Source organism: Hymenobacter siberiensis (genome assembly GCF_018967845.1).
In the GTDB taxonomy this organism is placed as follows: Bacteria; Bacteroidota; Bacteroidia; order Cytophagales; family Hymenobacteraceae; genus Hymenobacter; species Hymenobacter siberiensis.
Genome location: NZ_JAHLZZ010000001.1, coordinates 3,988,168 through 4,007,284 on the forward strand (window position 1 = coordinate 3,988,168; position 19,117 = coordinate 4,007,284).

Genomic DNA, 19,117 nt, shown 5'->3' on the forward strand with positions numbered 1-19,117 from the left:
CTAGTACTGAGCGTTGATACTGAGGGCCGGCCTGAACTCTCGCGGCGTTCGGTCATAAATCAGGAGTTCAGGCTGTGTATGGGGCATCAAATCGCTCCCAATAGAGATGGCAACCGCCGCCGGCACCGCGGCAAAAACGTGAATAACATGCGCTGACTTATGGCTGGTTTCCAGATAAGCAAGCCACCTACGGTAGCAAAGGCGAAAGGCATCTAACGAAGCCTCAGTTAAGATAGCATCGGGCTGGGGGTCAACACCAAATGGACGGATAACGAAGATGCTGTACTGCTCGTCGATAGCTGCTGGTAGTTCCTCGCGTTGAATGGTCCCACTCACGTTCAGCACCAGCGCAACGCAGCGAGGACTCAGACCTTTTTGTAAGTGACTCCACTCAAATGCTTGCGTAGCGCCTTCCTGAATCCATTGCCAAGGCTTGCTGTCTACGCGACGACGCTGGAAAAGCGTAGAGCCTACTTTGTTGCCTATTGCAAATCCGAAGAATGCCAACACGGGTATGCGCGCGAAGCCGAAAATAGATAAATGCTCGATTTCGCCCCGCTCAATGCCTTCACGAATAGTCTGGAGGCGCTGGTTAATTATTAATCGGGCACTAGCCCAATACTGGTCCGGATTCTCCTCTGGCTCTCCCAAGACAACCAGGTCAATTTCAACCTCCTGCCGACCAAAAGCCAGAGGGAAGAACGCAAACCGTGGGGTGCTGTGGTGGAGGGTGGCAGTATTGCACTCGGCAGGAGTAATTTGAACCCCTTTGCCTCTGATGGAACCGACGAGGCGCACGATACAAGTACGGTGGCTCTGTGGCAGACCGGTCACGTGCTCGATATGAGCTTCCTGGTCTTTCTTCCAGCCACGTAGCCACTCCACCGTGAAATCGCCCCGTGTCGCGGCTGAATCTATCGTTTGATGGCACTTGGGGCAGAGCAGCAAAAAGTTTTCGTCCTCATCCCGGAACTCCTTGGCTAATTCAAAGTCAGAACGAGGCGAACTAGCATCCAGACTTTGCCCCACAATATGAGCCATCTCCCCCATATTGAAGGAATAGGTGCCTAGGTCATTGCTTTCAAGCAATTGGTTTTTACAAAGTAGACAGCGTCCAGCGGCGCGGGCGTAGATTTTACGAACTACTGCTGGTGCGGGCTTCTTGCGCTGCGCATTCTTTTTGTTGGAGCCAGGGGTTTTCATCGCAAACGGGACAGAATACTGCTACTGAATGTGTTAGTTGGCTTAGGAGTGGGATGTGTACCTTCCCCCTTCCAGTCATCAGTGGCTAGCCAGTCCTCAAAAAACAGAAGCCAAAGCGAGGCCCACGGCAACATAGTGCGCGAGAGCCGCATGTGGGAAAGCCACTCCCGCAACTTGGGTGTGTACAAGCACAGGCGTGCAGTCTGCTGGCAGTACAAGTGCGGAATCCGACGGCCACGTGCTATTTCCTGCAGTACATTTCCGAGCACATGTACTTGCGGCGCGTGATTGATGGATGGATAGGTGAGTTGCACCGGGTAGTGCCGGCTGAGCGGAGTTGGGGCTAAGAAGCCTGTCCACGTGACGCCGTCTTTATCAAGGCACAAGTCGCCCTCCGGCCAATCGACACGGAGGGCGGCATATTGCTGTGCCATTGACAAGGATTTAATTCCTTGATATGCCACGACTAATCTTGGCCAAAAAAGTTATTGCGCACAATGGGAAGTGCCGCGGCGGCGGTTGTACCAATGCGACTCGGTGCCGGAATGGAAAGCTGACCCTGTGGCCGCGCCTGTGTTATTGCCGCCATTTGATTGCTAAAAACCCGGTCAACCTCTTGCCCACCAAGGGTACTGTTCAGAGATTTTCGCAGCTCGTCACTCCCATGCATTTTCTCCAGCGACATCAGGTCAAGCTGTACGGCCCGGTGCCACTCCGAAAACACCAGATGGTACTTTGGGTCCTGCCATTTATCGGCAAAGTTTTCGCCGGCATTGGTCGGATTTTTTACAGTATAGGCACCGCGAAAATCCGGTCCTTCGATAAATTGCGGCATCAGGTTGATGATGGCATGCATTAAATCAAACTCCGAATCATACTCCCCTTGACCAACTGCCAATTGGTAAGCGTGGGCCGCCAAAGTAGTAATGATGATGGATATTGGGGCATAATCAGCGCGCTCCGGATGTTTTTCCTTGTAGGTATCGCGATGCCGCTTCATTACCTGTATCGCCCGGCGCAGCACCCCCCGCGGTGCTTTTTGATTCGGTACCGCCTCGGTGGTTCCCAAGGCAATGTGACGACCTTCTGAAAATGCCTTGGTCAGATGAGAGAATCGTGGTTGAAGAACCGCAATGTTCTTAAACCAAGTGGCGTAGCCCTTTGGATGAGAATCTTTCCAAATCCCGAGTTTACGGTCAGGAACGAATAAACTGCCTAGCGAGCAGTTCGGATTGCTTACTGCGGGCGTTATATCCAAGTGGAACTCATTCGCATAACGTATGCGCACGCAGCGCTTCATCATCTCCACCATGTTCGCGTAGGTGGCATGGGCTTTTAAGCGTCGCAGGAATAGCTCATAAACCTGTTGTTGCGTGTAGTGATGGGGATGAGCGTCTTGGAGATGGCCGATAAAGTCAAGGTCGTATTCGTCATTATTCAAAGCCTTGACAGTTGTGCCAATGGCGAAAGACCCTTGGGCAAACATCGTTGGGTTAAAGCGCCCAAGCACCGGGCACTCGTGAAGCCAGTCGCTTACGGAAGTGTAACGTTTTTCGGCCTCGTTGTAGCGTGATTCAGGCATTTCAAGTTCCTGACCAATCTTATCGAAAATGGAGTAGAGCGCGGTTTTACGCGTGTACAGTTCCGCTGGACTCTCCTTTACCTTGAGGTAGTCTAAGTAACCCATATGCTAAATAGTTAAGTGAGGATGCACGAAAAGCTCCCGCCGCTACCAGAGTATCGACGGGAGCCAGGCCATTAGCCCTTGCTTCGAGTCGGGTCGTTGCCGTAGGTGTTTCGAGCCCGGATACGACCATTTTCACCGTGGATTAGCATTTCACTGCCCCGGTCGATGGAAAGTTGGCGGGCCACCGCAATGGCTTCGGCCTGCGTGCGGGTTACTACGCCAGCGCGGCTGGCTCCTTCGGTGATTACGCCCCAGCCGGTTGGGCGGGGTACTACATGCGTGTTCTTAGCCATATTGAGTTTAGGCAAAAGGGTATCTGCCCACCCTTTGACGGGGGGTGTGCAATCGCCGGGCCTCGCAACAGGGCAAAGTCTTGTTCCGTAACGGGATGCCGTTACCTTTGCGCCCTCACTTAGAAAAAAGAGAGAAGACGCCGGGGAGCAACTCCCGGCTACAGTAACCACGGGTCCAATCGTAAATTACTTTTCTCTTTGCCAGTCGCCGCGGCCTGCAGCGACTGGTTTTTGTTTAAAAGGTAGCCGTTTAAGGTTATTAAAAAGGTTAAAAGCAAAAAGCCTACGCCAGCGGTAAAGACCGCAGGTCGTAGGCGTATTCTTGATAACTGATTTGCCCGTTTTTTTCTTTGTTTTCCTGCCACGCCCGCTCGGTATGGCTGAGGTTCTCTAACTCAGCGCGGCTCTTTTTGCCTAACCGCTGGAAAACTTGCTCAATCACCAGTTGTTCCGACGCGGTGAACACATCTAGGTTAGCCTTGCGAGTGGCGCTGTACACCAGTACTGGGCTGCCGTCGTCGCTGTGCACCATGCTTTTGTGGAAACTTGCGTCGAGCAGACCCTGCTGTACCATTTCCTGCAGCCGTTGACCATATTCCTGCGGAACCGGCCCGTGCTGAATGGCTCGGTAACGCTGCCCGGTAATGGCATGCGCAGTGAGGCGATAATGCTGAAAATCGCAGTAGAACAGCAGCTTCAGCAGCTTAACTTTGAACAAGTTGTCTAGGTGCTGAAAGAAGAACAGGACCAGCTCCGCAAACTTCTCACTATCCGGCAGCACGTATCCTGTGTACTGGTCGGGGTCCGATTCAACCTGCGCGGCTGAGCGCACCATCAGTCCAGCTACCCGCCGTGGTGCTTGTGCTTCGTCAATCAGCTCGTCTATTAGACCTCGCAGCTTGGCGTACTCGTTCGGACGTAGGATTTCTTTTTTGCTACGGACAATGGTCAAAAACGTCACCGGGTCACTTGCCAGACGCAAAATCTTTGCATTTGAAGCACTTGGCATCTCACCCGCTTCATAATTGCTGTACTGATTAGGGCCAAAATCCAACAGTAATGCCATGCGCGCGGCGCTTAAACCGTACCGCTCTCGTACGCGCCGGGCTTGCTCAGGAAATACAAACTGATATTTCTCCCGGTATTGGTTATAAATCTGGGACGTATTGAGGTTGTCCAGCTCGGTGGTGGTGAAGCGCTCATGCGTGACCTCACACTCATAGCAGTGGTACATGTAGCTAAACTCTTCCTTGCGGAAGGTTTGCGTATCCGGCTCTTGGCGCAGCAGCGCGTAACCGTTGGCCAAGGGGCTAGGTATCCGGGGCTGAATCATGAGTTGGAAGAGGCTGAAATATTGGGTTGCTTGAAAGGGTACTGCAGTGAATGCTCAGCCAGGTGAAAGGAAATGCACAGCACCGAATTATTAGGCCGGCCTAACGTCATCTTGATATAGATTTCGCGGTGGCGGATGGTGCGGCCGAAGACCCACAGCGGGGCCTCGGATGGTTGCTGGTTGGGTAGTGGGCCTTGCACATAGTCGGTTGGTTCCAATTCATCCAAGCAAGCTCTGCGGTTGTCGCCCGAAATTCCGAGCTTCAGCAGAGTCTTGGTGCTGTTCTTGTCGCGGTCAAGGAAGAAGACGCTGAAAATGCTCAGCTTGGTTTTAAACTCCTTCAAATAGTCTGCTACTTCCCTAAGGGTAGATGGAGGGGGTTCAGGTGTCAAATGTAATATGCTATACGCAAAGTTCCACTTTTTAGTGGATGTTTAGGAAAGATATTGATTGAAGTTGGTTCATCAGTGCAAGCCGTAGTTGATACCACTCGGTTAAGCCGGCAGTTAAAAGCGTCTTAAGCGCTGTACCCATTACTCTCAGCGTCCCAACGTAAAAGTGAGAGTTCAGCTAGTGACTCCAGCAGCGGCTGTACCTGCTTCACCTTGACCGACGTCCCAAAGCTGCCCGCAACGGCTGCGGCTGAAAGCGTACCACTTGCGCTTGTCACCACCTCGCGCACCACCCGCATCTGTTGAGCTAGCCCCGCTGGCCATTCCCGGAACACCACCGCGCCAATTTTCTCAGCCCGCGTTGCAGCCAGGAACCCGTCGCCCATGGTCAATTGCTCGTCCACTTCCTTGGATTGAAAGGCGGGACGCAGATAACGCACCACTCCTGCTGCCTCCTCTGCCGCGCGCTGCTGGTTGAGTTGAACCAGGCGCATCAACAATTCGCCATCGGGTAAATCAGTCGGCCAGCCATAGGCTGCGGCCACGACTGTATCTAGGTGGCGGTGTAGTTCAAGTACCACAGCAGCGAGCCCATTTTCATGAATCACCTGCTCTTTGGCTGTTAACACCTGATTGGCACGAAGCTTTTCCACCACGTTGTAGAGGTCGGTGAGGGTGAGCGTAGGGTGCAAGGACTGTTGGTGCTTGCGGTGCGTGTCAAGCTGTTCAGCCAGCTTGCGGATTTCCGCTTGCTGGACTTCTGTCGCGGTTGGAAATGGGAACGGGTCGAAGCAGCGGGTTTTGTTGTAGCGGGGTGTTGCTCCCACACCTAGGATAGCACCGGCTGCTATCGCCCATGCCATATGAATCCGGCTCGATAAAACTCCGAGGCAAAACGCATCATCCACCGCAATTGCTATAAGCATATTGTCTGGCAAAACGCTAGCATCCAGAAACTGAAAAACCCGGTGTTTAGCAGTTTCTACGGTGGCGATATAGCGCGGCAGACCAGTAAGGGCAAGACGTAGGTCATCTCGGGTACGGCCGTGCAACCACCAGTTCATCTTTACCCTCGCTTCGTTACTGCGGTCACGCTCCGGCTTCACCTTTTCCAGTACGTGTTGATACAGTTGCGGATGCTGCTGCAAAGCTTCAAATTCACTCAATCCGAAGAAATCAATGATAAGTGCTCCGCGGCTATTACCGGTAAAGTCTCGCCCGTTGAGGTAAGGTCGAACCACTTTGGCCGCCTTTGGGCTGGCATTAACAATTGCTGCTGCTTGGCTTTCGGGTAAAATGAATCCTGCGCCGTTCAGCTTTACACCCGGCCCACTTATTCCGGCATTCGCTCGGAGTGCTTTCGCCGTATCTAAGTCAGCCCCAATTGTCAAATCAGGCTGAATACGTCCTTCTTCGCTGCTGAATGAAACCTCAGTTGAATCGTCGTTCGCGACGGTCTTTTCGCTGGTTACCCGTAGCAATAGGCCAGTAGGCGCCGACTTTGCTGGCTCAGCTACTGTGAACGCAACACGAACAGCGGCTCCGTCACTGCTGTCCACCCACGGGTGGTCGGGAATGGCAAAGGTCAGGGCAAGCGCCGGCTGCTCGCCGTCCAGGAAAGGCTGCATCACGCGCCGGTTGAAGGTCTGGCGTAAACTGTTGGTGGTGATAAAGCCGAACCGCTTGGCCACTCCTGCTTGAACCGCAGCGGCGGCTCGGTACCACCAGAACATGACGAAATCAGCCGAATCAGGAACTAAGCTGGCGTACGTCTTACGAAGGGTTTCGGTATATTCTATACCAAGGGCGTCTCGCATGCGGCTCGCGCCCACAAACGGTGGGTTGCCCACTATGAAATCAGCCGCAGGCCATTCTGCTACTCGAAAGTTGCCCTCGGCATCTACTGCCAGAACCGCATCCCGGTTTTCTACATTGCGATACTCGTCCAACAACGGCTCCCGCAACTCGCTGGCGCCATTGGTTCGCAGGTGCCATTGCAGGTAGCCAATTTTTAGCACTACGTCGGCGATGGCAGCAGCTCGGGGGTTTAGCTCCAAGCCCAATAGCTGGCGCGGGCTTACTGTTGTGCCACCAGCCAAATCCAATAGGCCCGTTTGCCCATAGCTATTGATTGCTGCCAACACCTCTCCTTCCAGCCGCTTTAGGTGCTCTAAAGTCACGTATAGAAAGTTGCCAGACCCACATGCCGGGTCTAGCACCCGAACTGATGTAAGCCGCCTTAGGAACGCTACCAGCTCAGCTCTAGCCTCCTTGGGTTTGTTTTCCTCCAGCCGTAACGCACTGGCGGCTTGGGCAGCAGCCCATTCCCGGCGCAAGGGTTCCACTACTACGGGCACCACTAACCGCTCTACATACCGGCGTGGGGTATAATGTGCCCCTAGGCTATGCCGTTCCTTAGGGTCAAGGGCTCGTTCCAGCAGAGTACCAAAAATTGCTGGCTCTACCTCTGCCCAATCCGCCTTAGCGGCCTCGCGCAGCAAAGTCAGTTGGTCAGCCGTTAGCAACAGCGCTTTGGCATTGTGAAATAGTTGCCCATTAAAACGCCGCAACCGGGCTCGTAAATCAGGTGCGAACCCTCCGGTATCCATAATCTGCCACAAGCTTTGTAACGCATCCGGCAATAGCTCCCGCAACGCATCTGTAGCAGAATAAGCCTCCAAAAGACCCGAAAATGAATTAGCAGGAATCAATTCCACATCCTCGGCAAACATCGTGAACAGGCAGCGCATCAAAAACTGCGCAACAATCTCCGAAGTGTGTCCTGCTCTTTCTAATTGCGCCGATAGTGCCGCCAATTGTCCGGCTAATTGCCGCGTCACCTGTGCTGCCCGGCGGCTGGGGTCTAGCTGCTGCGGGTCCGTAAACAACATTTGCAGCCGGGCCAGCACCTTATCGTCTGCCAAGTCAGCCAGCCGCAGCCGGTAGCTCTGCGAGTCGGGGAAGGGCACGTAGTTGTCGCCTACACCTGCAAAGTTGCTGTACAAATCGATGCAATAGCCCACGTCGGCTACTACGACAAACGGCGGCCGCGCTTCGCTCACCGGCAAGGCGCGCACATAGCCCAACGCCTGCTGCCTAGCGGCTTCCATCATCTGCCCCCATTTGGCAGTGCCCCGCACGGCGTGTCCCCTTCGGCGCTTATCCGCGGGTAGCCCGAGTTCTGCTTTTGCAGCTAATGCCTGCTGGTCAGGCGTGTCAGTGCCCTGCTTCGTTTCCAGCACGAAACATCCTCGCTTATATAAGTCAATGCGTCCCGTGCTGGACTTGCCACCAGCCGTGCTGCTACCGAAAGTGACGGCTCGCTCCAGCACGTAAGCGTCTTTGGTGGGGTCGTCGGTAGTAGGGTCAGGCCGGCCTACTCCCAACAAATCACACAGGTCTTGCAGAAATAGGCCGTAGTTAGCCCGCTCAGCCCCACCAGCTTGTTGCCAGCGTGCCTTAAAATCGGTAGAAGTCACTAGGGTTTGGGAAGAAGGATATAAGTGCCCAATTTACGCCATTCGAGGCAGCGGATTGCTATTTTGCCCCGATGGTTCGCCACTTCCCTTAAGCAATACAGCAAGCGAATCAGCCAGTACCAGGATGTCATCTCGGCGGGCGAGCTCCTTTAACCACATAGTGGGAATCTGCTGCGCGCCAAAGTAAATGCCTGCGAGCCCACCCACAACAGCACCCGTTGTATCGCTATCGGAACCCAAGTTTACGGCCAACAGAACAACTTCAGCGAAGCTCGTCCCGCGCAGTAAGCACCACAATGCTGCTTCCAACGTGTGAACCACGTAGCCGCTGCTTTGAATTTCCTCTCGCGGTGTCAGAACAAAATCAGGGTGCAGCAACCTAGTATAATGGTCGATTTCACTGGCCAAAGCCGAAATCAATCCTGACGGAATTTCTTCACGCACAAGCTTATGGGCTTGCGCTGGAGTGTCGCCTTGGATGAGACTCCAAGCTATTTTGAGATAGAAGTAGCAAGCCAGGGTTGAGCGCGAATGCCCATGTGTGAGCCCACATATTCGTTGCGTAAGCTGCTGGCGCTCTACAGCAGTGCCTTGCTGCCAAAGCGGGTGAAACACTAACGGAAGTATGCGCATCAGGGCACCATTGCCATTATCGCTTTCGCGCTTCCCTCCTGCTTTCTCGGGACTTATGCCGGCTCGTAATCTCCCAATGGCTGCACGAGTAGCGATGCCAACATCAAAGATTTTCCCGTGCGCAGTCCAGTACCCTTCATCTAGCCAATGAACGAAGCGTTGACTTACATCATGCAAGTCCATGGCGGCGGGGCCGGTCCCTGCCAGTGATTCCGCCAAGCAAAAGGTCAAAGATGCATCATCAGACCATGTCCCGGCAGGCTGGTCGTGCGTCCCGAACTCGCGCATGCCTTGGACCGGGTCACTGTCCCGTTGGTCCCGGCTTTCAAATTCCACCGGCACACCAAGCGCATCACCAACGGCCAACCCCAATAATGCCCCATGGCAAGGATTATTACTCATTAACAACATGAAATTTATATATCAAATACAGGTATTTGCAGGACAAACCAGGGCGCGCCAGTAACGAGCGCTCTTTTGTTTCGGGTGCAGAAGCTTGGCTTACGACACTACCACCGACCGCTTGCTGTTCTCGGCTTTGGCAGCCAGCGCGGCAGACTCAATCTTGATATACTTCTTGAGTTGGGTGTAGTCCTTGCTCCCCAACATGGAAAGCAGGTCGGATTCGTTAAAGTGACCGCTGTTGATGTTGCGGCTAATGAACCCGCGCCGTGCTGAGTGCGAAGTAATCAAGTCACTTTTCAACGATTCACAATCAATACCCTCTTTCAACTTGTAACGCTTGTACTCAATCAGGGTGTCTTCCTTGCCGTAGTGGGCGTACGTTTTTTTCAACACCCCTTTGATATCCCTGTTGTAGACCGCCTCTGACATTATTTTCATGTTGTTGCCGTGCGCCTCAAGGATTTCAAGAATGCGGTCGTCTAGTGCCAGCGGTATCCAATAGGTCCCTTCGGTTTTTTGCGTGGTGCTGCTAAGAAACTTTTCGCCCTTCTCCGTAACCACGTAATGTTTCTGCATACAATCCCCAACACGCAGACCGGTCAAGTTCTGGAAAACGCAGAGGTCAATGTGATTGGAGTTTTGCGGATAAATTGACTTGAGGTTCCACAACATATCCAGTTCCTCAGCATCCAAGTACACCACCTTTTTCGTTTCCTCAAGGATTTTAAATTCCCGGTCTTTGTAGTCCTGATTGACCTTAAACTTTTTGCTCTCAGCATATTTCAGGAATGCTTTCAGCTTTTTGACGTGGGCGCCAAAGGTATTATTGTAGTTGTCCCGGTCGTCCAAGATGTACTTGGCGTAGGCACCGTAAAACTGCATGTCAAAGACCGCAAGAGAAAGTTTGAACTTCTTAGCTTTTGCGCATTCTTCCAAAACCGTAAAGAAGCTGTCAAAAGCGTTCCGGTCCCGTTGTTTGCGTCCTATCAGGCTAGTAAGAAATAGCTTTTTAGCGGCTTCGTATTCTGATACTTCTTGCGCAGAGGGTTCCGCCTTCACCACGTCGGTACCGGTGTGTTCGGCTAGCTGCTTGATGTGTTGATTCACCTCGGCTAGACGTGCTTCCAACTCCTCGCGCTTGGCAATGAGTTTGCGCAGGCTGTCTTCCTCCATGTAGGTCGTGACCTCGTCCATCCAATCGTGCGACTGCTCCCCTGCCTTGAACCGTTCCCAAGCGGCTTTTACCCGAACTGGCGTGAGTTCTTCAGGCTTAAAACACTCAACTTCAACCCGCGCTTCCCGCAGCAGCCGCCGCAACTCAAGATTCTGCTCTGGCTTTTTCAGCGTTTTCGTATCCGCATCAAAATCCTTTGGCATGGCATAGATGCCCGAATCCAAGTAGCTGTGTTGCTTCGCGTAGGTGACCCGCAACAACACATGGTGCCCACCGTCCTTCTTGCTGAGGTAGTGGTGTAGCTGGGGTGTAATCGTGGCACCGTTGGCAACCTTGAGCACGTTAGACTCTGGTTTTTTGGCGGGCATGGTCTTTGCGGCTAGAAGGTTTTACAAAACGCCTCCCTTTGTGAAGGTTTCACAAAGTTACACAAAAATATCCGAACCCCAAAATATTACCCCAAAACCGCTATTGTACCATTATTGACTTTGTGTAACACCTCTATATTTTTGTAAAACCATCATTTTTCATACCCTTCTATTGGCTGTAAACAGGGTTTATTTGGGGCTATTTATAGCATTGATTCCCCTACGGACTACTAAAAAGGCCCTCACAGCAATGTAAGGGCCTTTTTTATTGTACCCAATAGCATCACTGGCAACAGCTGGGCGAAGGTTACAATGCTCATGCGGCTTCAATTGTGCCAGCTGATACGAAGCACGAAATGCCGCAGCGCTTCGAAAAGCGGCTTTGGTTGCGATGAGCGACAGCTTTTCCGGCAGAGCGGCGCAGCTGCTGCATAAAATCAGGTGCCGGGGTTTTAAACGCCTCCCCTAACACGCACAAAAAATCCTCGCCCAGAACAGACGAGGATTTTTTGAACATATGAAGCTGTTTAGAAAATCGGGTTGCGCCGGTCCGACCGCCTAGGGCGGTCGGACCGGAACAACGAAGCTGTTTAAAAAGTCGGTTTTCGGTTGATTTTTCGCAAAAATGATGACAACGAAGACGAGCCAGTGCCAGGCCAGCAAGTTGCCGACGCTGGTTTCGTAGCGCACGAGCAAGATTTTGAAGCCGTCGAGCCAGGCGTTGGCGTGTTCGACCACGACGCGGTGGCGATAGAGCTCGGGGTTGAAGGGAGTGTCGTCGGCGGTCTGCCAGGCGGCGGCGCAGCGGTTGCGGGGGATGTTGGCCTCGATGTCGCGCCGGGCGCATTCCCGGCAAAAGTCCTTGGTGTCAAAGGCTTTGTCGGCGTTCAGAAACAGCCCGGCGACGGGAATATTGGCCGCTTCGAGCGAGGCGCAGATTTCGCCGAACAGGTTATTGAGCAGGTGGGTGTCATGGTGATTGCCCGCCTGCGGGCTGGCGCAGGCCAGGGACTGGCCCCGGTTGTCGGAGAGGAACAGGGCCGTGGTGGTGCGGGCTTTTTTGCGGCCCTGGTAGCCGACGGCTCCCCCCCCCGTTTTTGGCGGGCGTGTGGCTGCCGTCGAGCTGGACGCTGGAACAGTAGAGATGGGCCCCGTTTTCGCGCAACATCCTGAGCCAGAACCCTTGCCAGGACCCGTCCTTGCGCCAGGCATTAAAGTGGGCGTACACGCCCTGCCAGGTCAGGGATGCGCCCGTAAAAAACTGTTTGACCGGCAATAAGCGCCACTGACAGCCGCTTTTGAGCTTGTAGAGAATGACTTCTACCAACTCAACCGGCTCCACGACCGAGGGGCGGCCGTGGGCCGAGAAAGGGAGCGCGGGCAGAATCCATTGGCGAATCATATCTTTGGACAGGACTTCCATTAAAATGCGAAAAAAGGAGTGTTACACCTCAAATTTCGCGCTTTTTTGGGAGTCCTTTGACTTTCTAAACAGCTTCCTCGATAGTAATTAATGCTGTTGCAACGAAGCGGTAAAGATGCTTCGCTGCGCTCTGCATGACAATTTAGCTCAGAAATCAACCTCCCCTCCCACATGAAACGAATTCCCCTGCTCCTCCTCGCCCTCGCCCTGGCTCCCGCCGCCCAGGCCCAGAAAAAGCCTACGCCACCCGCCGCCCCTTCCGCCCAGAAGATGAAGCAGTACATCGATGGGCTGATGGCGAAGATGACGACGGAGGAAAAAATCGGCCAGCTAAACCTGGTTTCCGTGGGGTTCGACGTGACCGGGCCGGTGGTGAGCAAGGACGTTGACGCCAACATCCGAAAGGGACTGGTGGGCGGCGTGTTTAATACCTACACGCCCATTGCCGTGCGCAAGCTGCAGGAAATGGCCATCAAGGAATCACGGCTGCACATTCCGCTCATGTTTGGGTACGATGTTATTCACGGGCACCGCACCATTTTTCCGATTGCGCTGGGCTTGTCGGCCAGCTGGGACCTGAAAGCCATTGAGCAGAGCGCCCGCATCGCGGCCGAGGAATCGACGGCCGATGGCTTGAACTGGGTGTTCTCGCCGATGGTAGACATTGCCCGCGACGCCCGCTGGGGCCGCATTTCGGAAGGTGCCGGCGAAGACCCCTACCTCGGCTCGCGCATTGCCGAGGCCATGGTGCGCGGCTATCAGGGCCCCGGCAACGATATGACGAAGGATAATACCGTGATGGCCTGCCTCAAGCACTTCGCCCTGTATGGCGCCGCCGAGGCAGGCCGCGAATACAACACCACCGACATGAGCAAGCAGCGCATGTACAACGAGTACCTGCCGCCCTACAAAGCCGCCGTAGCGGCCGGCGTGGGCTCGGTGATGTCGTCCTTCAACGACGTGAACGGCACGCCCGCCACCGCCAACAAGTGGCTAATGACCGACCTGCTGCGCACGCAGTGGGGCTTTCAGGGCTTCGTGGCCACGGACTACACCGCCATTCCCGAGCTGGTGGAACACGGCATGGGCACCCCCGAGCAAGTGGCTGCCCTGGCCCTGAACGCGGGCATCGACCAGGACATGGTGGGCGAGTCATTTCTGAACTACACGGCCAAAAACCTGCAGTCGGGCGCGGTAAATAAGGCCCAGCTCGACGCCGCCTGCCGCCGCATTCTGGAGGCCAAGTACAAGCTCGGCCTGTTCCAAGACCCCTACCGCAACGTGAGCACCGAGCGCGCCACCAGCACGCTGATGAAACCTGAGTTCATTGCCGCCGCCCGCGACATTGCCCGCCGCAGCATGGTGCTTTTGAAGAACGAGCGCAGCGCCCTGCCGCTGAAGAAAACCGGCAGCATTGCCCTCATCGGCCCGCTGGCCAACCGGCAGCGCGATGTAATTGGCAGCTGGAGCGGAGCCGGCGACTGGCACCAGGCCGTGTCGGTAGAGCAGGGCCTGCGCGCCGCCGCGCCCGCACTCAAAATCACCTATGCCAAGGGGGCCAACATTGCCGACGACCAGCAGATGCTGGACCGCCTGCAAGCCCACGGCGGCGAGCTGGAGCTGGACAAACGCAGCGCCGAGGACATGATAAAAGAAGCCGTGCAGGTGGCCCAGGCCGCCGACGTGGTGGTGGCCGTAGTGGGCGAAAGCCAGGGCATGACCGGCGAGGCCGCCGCCCGCGCCGACATCGGCCTGCCCGGCCAGCAGCTGGCCCTGCTCAAGGCCCTGAAAGCCACTGGCAAGCCGCTGGTACTGGTGCTCATGAACGGCCGGCCGCTGGCCCTGCCCTGGGAAAACCAGAACGCCGACGCCATCCTCGAAACGTGGTTTGCGGGTACGCAGGCAGGCCATGCCATCGCCGACGTGCTGTTTGGCGACTACAACCCGAGCGGCAAAATCACGGCCACCTTCCCCGTGGCCGTGGGCCAGGAACCCATTTACTACAACCACAAAAACACCGGCCGGCCCTACACCGGCGTGAAGCTCGACAAGTACAAGTCGCGCTACCTCGACGTGCCCAACGAGCCGCTCTACCCCTTCGGCTTCGGCCTGAGCTACACCACGTTCACCTACGGCAAGCCCACGCTCAGCAACCCCACCATCGGCCCCGCCGAAACCCTGACCGTGAGCGTGACCGTGCAGAACACCGGCCAGATGGACGGCGAAGAAGTGGCCCAGCTTTACATCCGCGACCTGGTGGGCTCCATCTCCCGCCCGGTTTCGGAGCTGAAAGGCTTCCAGAAGTTGATGCTGAAGAAGGGCGAGAGCAAAACCCTCACCTTCCGCCTCACACCCGATGCCCTCAAATTCTACAACAACGACCTGAAATTCATGGCCGAGCCCGGCGACTTCCAGGTGATGGTGGGCGGCAACTCGCGCGATGTGCAGATGGTGCCGTTTAAGCTAACGGCAAAGTAGCTCAGCGCTTTAGCAGCACGCTAGCCACCTCGCCCAGGCGCAGCGGGGAGCGCGAGGGCAGCCGGATTTCGAGGGTGATGCCGCCGGTGGTGTCGGTGGCAGGTGCGGCCACACCGGTTACCACGCGGGTGGGCCGGGCCGTGGCCCATACCCGCACCGAGTCGCCGGGCTGCACGTGGGTCGTCCTTTTGGCCAGCAGGCCCACCGGCACCAGCAGGAAGCCCTTCTTCGAGATGGTGCTGACCACAGTTGTAGGCGTCACGTACTGGCCCACGGTCACCTGCCGCTCGCCAAGAAAGCCGTCGTGCGGAGCTACTACGAAGTTGTAGTCGGCCAGCTTGGCCATCACGGCCCCGCGGTGCATGTACTCGCCGGGACTAAAATACACGTTGCGGATACGGCCGCGCTTGCGCGACAGTACCGGCTCGGTGCCGCCAGCCCCCACGCGGCCCGTTAGGATGACGACCGTCGAATCGGGCACAACGGCGGCGGGCGCGGGGCCGGCGGCCAGGGTCGCGACCTCAGCCGTGGATTTCCACCACCAGCGGCGGCCCGCTACGGCCACAACAATCAACAACAGGACCAAGGCAACAAGGAGTGGTTTTTTCATGAGATTCGGGAAGGGCTCAGCAGCCGGAACGTGGGCGAAGCTTACCAGCATACGGTAAAAGCTGTCCGGTAGCTGCCCCGTCCAATTGCGCCTTGGTGCTCTCGGGTGCTCTTTCGGAGTTGCACTCCGAAAGCTCCAACTGCCGGGGACTTGTAGTCCCCAGTCGCTGCCCACCCACGGGCGGCGTATAACTCCGCAACAGGGCGACTTTTGGAGTACAACCCCGAAAGAGCAAAGCGCTAAAATACTCCACCCGGCGCGCACGCAGATAGTCCAGCATGGCCTGGCTCACCTCGCCGTTCATGTTTTGGTTGGCGGGCTCGTAGGCCAGGGTGAGGGGGTGAGTGCCTTTTTCGAGGCGGACGAGAATGGGGTTTGAGAAGCCCCAGCTGCTCCACTCCTGCACGCCGCGCTGGGGCAGCACCACGGTGCCCAGCAGCGCAGGGCCGCGCCGCAGCGTGCGGATGGCGCACTGGTTGTTGGTATTGATGGGGCTGTTGCCGTTGGCGTAGCGGAAATCGAGCGCGTAAAGGCCAGTTTCGGGCACCGTGACGGGAATGGTGAGGGCCGGGTTTTTGGTCGTCGATATTTCGATAAAGCCCTTGCCGGCGTAGCCTTTGTAGGGCTGGGTGGCTTTGGGAGCCAAGGTTTCGAGCTGATTCTCGTGGGTGAATAGGCCGGGGCCGACGGCCAGCGGCTCGCTGGCAAATGACTGTAAACCTGCACGAGTCCTCGCAATAACCTGATACTCGTGGTAGCCCGCAAGGTCCGGGACAGAAAAATAGTCAAGTACTGCATCGTCGGCGGTATCGCTATCACCAACCACCTTCCCATTTCGCAAGATTAAGTAGAAGTTGGCTCCGTCTATTGGCTCCCAGTGCAGCTTGCCGTCGCGGTAAGTCACGGTGGGCGTTTCGGGGGCCACGGCATCGACCACGCGGTTCACAGGCTGAACGACGGGCACTTCGCTGCTGAGCACGATTTTCACTGCGTGCCGCCCGCTCAGGCTGGCCGGCACGGCGGCATCAACCAGCGGCTGGCCATCCAAGGTGATGCTTTTGATGGCGTTGCCGAAGCCCATCATCTCCACGTCGAGCACGGCCTTGCGGTACTTGAAACCAATGAGCCGGCGCGCCCCCTGAAACGCCTGCGGCACGAAGGGCCGAAACACCAGCCGCTCACCCTCGTACCGCAGTCCAAACAGTACCTTATACACCAGCCCCAAGCTGCCCAACAGGCTCCAAAGCATGTTGCTGGAGTTGATTTGGGTGCCGGCATAGTCGCCGGTGCGAGCCACGAAATTCTCCTTATTCGTAAGAAACAGCGCTGCCGGCCGGTAGATAGCAGCCATGCTCTCAGTAAGCGACGCCTCGTTGCCGGCCTACGCGGCGGCCAGCGCCCAGAAGCTCTGCACGAAGGGCCACACGGCATCGTTATGGTACGGTGGGATGCCCGGAATCTGGGGGTAGATGCACGGGATACCGAAGGGCACGATGGGAGTTTTGCTCACTACCTGCTGCGCCCGCTCGCCCTCGACAATGCCGAACAGCACGCACAGGGCCTCACCCAGCGCCTCGGCTTTGGGCGAGAGCACCAGCGCAGTACGGCCATACAAAAACTGGCCGTAATAGCCCTTGTCGGCCTGCCAAAGGTGCTGGTTGATGGCGTCTTTAATATTGGCGGCCTGGCGCTTGTGCTGGGCGGCCACGCCGGGCTGGCCAAGCCGGGCGGCCATCTGGGCCAGCACCACGTTGGCCTGGTAGTGCACGACGTTGGTGCCCAGGTTTTCACTCTGGTAAATGTCCACGGGCTGCATCCAGCGCGGGTAGGTCTGCTCGCGCCAGTCGAGAAACGACGACTCGCCGCGCACCAGGCCGGTGGCGGGGTCGTAGGCGTTCTGCACATCATCGGCAATGCTCTGCCGGATGATGGGATATACCTTGCGCAGCCAGGCCTCATTGCCGGTGGCCTGGTAGACTTCCCACGCCACCGTGGCCCAGATAATGCGGTCGGTGGAGCACGGGTAGGCCCCGCCCGTGCCGGTGTCCTGAATGATGCGGCCGGTGGGGCTCACCTTGCGCATCAGGCTTTTCATGGCCACTTTCGGCTGCAAAGAAGCCTGCGCCAGAATAATGCTGTAGCTCACATCGCGGGTCCACACGCCGGCCCACTCCTTGCCGGTACGGAAGGTGCTATCCGGCTCCACGGCGCGGCGGGCTTCCTCCAGGGCCAGGTTGTAGAGGGCATCGGCGAGGGGATAGTCGGAAGAATATTGCGGGAAATCGGCGGTGTTAATGACCTTTTTCCAGCTGGCGGCAGTGGTTTTGGTGGCAGCGGGCTGGTTCAGGGTCAGCGTGGCTTCGTAGATGCCGTCGCCGTCCGGGTCCTTCATTTCCAGCTCCGGCTTGTTGGTCAGGTTGTCGAAATCCCAGCTCAGCGGCGCAGTGCCCCCGGCAACGTAAACGTGCTTGAAATCCTGATGATATAGCTTGTCGCCCTTGAACGTGGTGTAGAAACCCTGCTTCTTAAAATCCGCCAGCACCGGCCGCAAATCCAGCCGGATTTTAATCGGGGTATTGGGGGCCAGATAAGTATCGGCGGTGGCCGGCACGGCATCCACGTAGCGCTGCCCGAACACGATGGGCGGCGTTTCGATGGGCCCGCCGCCGGGCCGGGGCACGGCCACCAACAAATGGTTGAGGCCGGGAGTCATTTCATTATCCTTGCCGTTGATGCTGAACTTGAACTCGATGCGCGGGCTCTGCCGGTCGTTGGCCGGGCTCACGTAGTTGGATACCAGCTCAGTGGCGGAGAGGGCGCGGGCCTCGTGCGGGCCCTCTCCGCCACTTTATCGCGGTACAGGCGGTAGGCATCGGATTGCCAGATGGGCGTTTGCACGGCGGGGGTAGTGGTGGTGGTAGGCTCCATGGTCTGGCAGGCCGTGAAAAAGCCGAGGGTGAGCAGGAAACCAGTAGCGAGAGAAGTTGATTTCATCAAGGCGAAAGGCAGCGAAAGTAGCGGGAACGCACAAATCACGGCACTTATAACACGTCCAGCCGTTATCATGAGCGCGCTGCTTTTAATCAACTCCCTATGAAACGACTGCGTTTTTTGCTTCCGGCCCCGCTCCTGCTGCTGGGTCTGCTCCTACTCACCGCCCAAACCTCCAAACCCATGCCGCTGGAACAAACCCTGCGCGAATACCGCTGGAAGAAACGCGTGCTCCTGCTGGCCGCCCCTACAGCCGAACAAGCCGATTTTAAAGCTCAGAAAGCCCTGCTCGCTGCCGAAAAAGCCGGAATGGCGGCCCGCGATTTCGTCGTACTGGAAGTATTCTACAACCAGCTTTCCACCACCGACCAGCAATTTCTCACGAAGAAAACCGGGGTTTCGCCCCCAGCATTTGCGGCCGTGCTCATCGGCAAAGACGGCGGCGTGAAGGAGCGAAGCAGCCATCCCATCCAGCCCGCCATCCTGTTCGGCACCGTGGATAAAATGCCCATGCGCCGCGAGGAAATGCGGCAAAAGTAAAGCAACAGCCGCGTAGCGGCGATAGGTTTGTAGTTCCGATAACCGTTTACCCACTAAGCCGCGTAGCGGTGACAGAAACGCCCGCAAATCTGTCACCGCTACGCGGCT

16 protein-coding genes and 1 pseudogene are annotated in these 19,117 nt (G+C 56.4%); 2 read left to right on the top strand and 15 right to left on the bottom strand.

Features of this window, described 5'->3' with window-relative positions:
- The 11 genes and pseudogenes from KQ661_RS17370 to KQ661_RS22320 form a co-directional block, all read right to left on the bottom strand.
- Entirely contained in the window at window positions 1-1,203 is a 1,203-nt protein-coding gene (locus tag KQ661_RS17370) for an SAVED domain-containing protein (RefSeq protein WP_216727604.1), read from the bottom strand.
- Window positions 1,204-1,669: 466 nt separating this feature from the next.
- Window positions 1,670-2,890 carry a nucleotidyltransferase domain-containing protein gene (locus tag KQ661_RS17375; protein ID WP_216727605.1) on the bottom strand — a complete coding sequence of 407 codons (1,221 nt, stop codon included), beginning with the start codon at window positions 2,888-2,890 and terminating at the stop codon, window positions 1,670-1,672.
- Window positions 2,891-2,961: 71 nt separating this feature from the next.
- Window positions 2,962-3,183, bottom strand: a complete 222-nt coding sequence (locus tag KQ661_RS17380; protein ID WP_216727606.1) for a DUF2188 domain-containing protein — start codon at window positions 3,181-3,183, stop codon at window positions 2,962-2,964.
- Between the two features lie 283 nt (window positions 3,184-3,466).
- Window positions 3,467-4,489: a type II toxin-antitoxin system antitoxin SocA domain-containing protein gene (locus KQ661_RS17385; protein ID WP_216727607.1), complete on the bottom strand. Its 1,023-nt coding sequence runs from the start codon at window positions 4,487-4,489 to the stop codon at window positions 3,467-3,469.
- A gap of 23 nt (window positions 4,490-4,512) precedes the next feature.
- Window positions 4,513-4,908: a hypothetical protein gene (locus KQ661_RS17390; protein ID WP_216727608.1), complete on the bottom strand. Its 396-nt coding sequence runs from the start codon at window positions 4,906-4,908 to the stop codon at window positions 4,513-4,515.
- A gap of 125 nt (window positions 4,909-5,033) precedes the next feature.
- A complete protein-coding gene (locus KQ661_RS17395; RefSeq protein ID WP_216727609.1) occupies window positions 5,034-8,387 on the bottom strand; it encodes a class I SAM-dependent DNA methyltransferase in 3,354 nt (1,117 codons plus the stop codon).
- 33 nt (window positions 8,388-8,420) lie between these two features.
- Window positions 8,421-9,422, bottom strand: coding sequence for an ADP-ribosylglycohydrolase family protein (locus tag KQ661_RS17400; protein WP_235727005.1), 1,002 nt, complete (start codon window positions 9,420-9,422; stop codon window positions 8,421-8,423).
- 99 nt (window positions 9,423-9,521) lie between these two features.
- Complete coding sequence (locus KQ661_RS17405) at window positions 9,522-10,967, bottom strand: site-specific integrase (protein ID WP_216727611.1); 1,446 nt, start codon at window positions 10,965-10,967, stop codon at window positions 9,522-9,524.
- A gap of 316 nt (window positions 10,968-11,283) precedes the next feature.
- Window positions 11,284-11,484 carry a hypothetical protein gene (locus tag KQ661_RS17410; protein WP_216726574.1) on the bottom strand — a complete coding sequence of 67 codons (201 nt, stop codon included), beginning with the start codon at window positions 11,482-11,484 and terminating at the stop codon, window positions 11,284-11,286.
- Between the two features lie 41 nt (window positions 11,485-11,525).
- Window positions 11,526-12,179: a transposase gene (locus tag KQ661_RS17415; RefSeq protein ID WP_235727006.1), complete on the bottom strand. Its 654-nt coding sequence runs from the start codon at window positions 12,177-12,179 to the stop codon at window positions 11,526-11,528.
- A gap of 25 nt (window positions 12,180-12,204) precedes the next feature.
- Window positions 12,205-12,390 (bottom strand): annotated as a pseudogene (locus KQ661_RS22320) (IS5/IS1182 family transposase); the annotation flags it as partial.
- 171 nt (window positions 12,391-12,561) lie between these two features.
- Here KQ661_RS22320 and bglX point away from each other — a divergent pair.
- On the top strand, window positions 12,562-14,868 hold the full coding sequence (gene bglX / locus KQ661_RS17420) for a beta-glucosidase BglX (protein ID WP_216727612.1): 2,307 nt from the start codon (window positions 12,562-12,564) through the stop codon (window positions 14,866-14,868).
- Between the two features lies 1 nt (window position 14,869).
- Here the strand turns inward: bglX and KQ661_RS17425 are convergent, their stop codons facing one another.
- From KQ661_RS17425 to KQ661_RS17440, 4 genes are read right to left on the bottom strand one after another with little or no spacing between them, the layout of a single operon-like run.
- Entirely contained in the window at window positions 14,870-15,478 is a 609-nt protein-coding gene (locus KQ661_RS17425) for an HlyD family efflux transporter periplasmic adaptor subunit (protein WP_216689516.1), read from the bottom strand.
- Window positions 15,479-15,494: 16 nt separating this feature from the next.
- The gene (locus tag KQ661_RS17430; protein WP_216727613.1) at window positions 15,495-16,829 is read right to left on the bottom strand and encodes a carbohydrate-binding protein; all 1,335 of its coding nucleotides are present in this window, start codon (window positions 16,827-16,829) and stop codon (window positions 15,495-15,497) included.
- 30 nt (window positions 16,830-16,859) lie between these two features.
- Window positions 16,860-18,263, bottom strand: coding sequence for an alpha-L-rhamnosidase-related protein (locus KQ661_RS22910; protein WP_216727614.1), 1,404 nt, complete (start codon window positions 18,261-18,263; stop codon window positions 16,860-16,862).
- Window positions 18,260-18,472, bottom strand: a complete 213-nt coding sequence (locus KQ661_RS17440) for a hypothetical protein (protein WP_216727615.1) — start codon at window positions 18,470-18,472, stop codon at window positions 18,260-18,262. Before KQ661_RS17440 ends, KQ661_RS22910 begins: the two co-directional genes overlap by 4 nt.
- Before the next feature lie 99 nt (window positions 18,473-18,571).
- Between KQ661_RS17440 and KQ661_RS17445 the strand changes: the two genes are divergently transcribed.
- Window positions 18,572-19,009 carry a DUF4174 domain-containing protein gene (locus tag KQ661_RS17445; protein WP_216727616.1) on the top strand — a complete coding sequence of 146 codons (438 nt, stop codon included), beginning with the start codon at window positions 18,572-18,574 and terminating at the stop codon, window positions 19,007-19,009.
- The last annotated feature ends 108 nt before the right edge of the window (window positions 19,010-19,117 follow it).

Bases quoted from the DNA above. Each gene is read 5' to 3' on its own strand.
- KQ661_RS17370 (WP_216727604.1), bottom strand. From the start codon at position 1,203: ATGAAAACCCCTGGCTCCAACAAAAAGAATGCGCAGCGCAAGAAGCCC.
- KQ661_RS17375 (WP_216727605.1), bottom strand. From the start codon at position 2,890: ATGGGTTACTTAGACTACCTCAAGGTAAAGGAGAGTCCAGCGGAACTG.
- KQ661_RS17380 (WP_216727606.1), bottom strand. From the start codon at position 3,183: ATGGCTAAGAACACGCATGTAGTACCCCGCCCAACCGGCTGGGGCGTA.
- KQ661_RS17400 (WP_235727005.1), bottom strand. From the start codon at position 9,422: ATGAGTAATAATCCTTGCCATGGGGCATTATTGGGGTTGGCCGTTGGT.
- KQ661_RS17405 (WP_216727611.1), bottom strand. From the start codon at position 10,967: ATGCCCGCCAAAAAACCAGAGTCTAACGTGCTCAAGGTTGCCAACGGT.
- KQ661_RS17410 (WP_216726574.1), bottom strand. From the start codon at position 11,484: ATGTTCAAAAAATCCTCGTCTGTTCTGGGCGAGGATTTTTTGTGCGTG.
- KQ661_RS17415 (WP_235727006.1), bottom strand. From the start codon at position 12,179: ATGCCTGGCGCAAGGACGGGTCCTGGCAAGGGTTCTGGCTCAGGATGT.
- bglX (WP_216727612.1), top strand. From the start codon at position 12,562: ATGAAACGAATTCCCCTGCTCCTCCTCGCCCTCGCCCTGGCTCCCGCC.
- KQ661_RS17425 (WP_216689516.1), bottom strand. From the start codon at position 15,478: ATGAAAAAACCACTCCTTGTTGCCTTGGTCCTGTTGTTGATTGTTGTG.
- KQ661_RS17430 (WP_216727613.1), bottom strand. From the start codon at position 16,829: ATGGCTGCTATCTACCGGCCGGCAGCGCTGTTTCTTACGAATAAGGAG.
- KQ661_RS17440 (WP_216727615.1), bottom strand. From the start codon at position 18,472: ATGAAATCAACTTCTCTCGCTACTGGTTTCCTGCTCACCCTCGGCTTT.
- KQ661_RS17445 (WP_216727616.1), top strand. From the start codon at position 18,572: ATGAAACGACTGCGTTTTTTGCTTCCGGCCCCGCTCCTGCTGCTGGGT.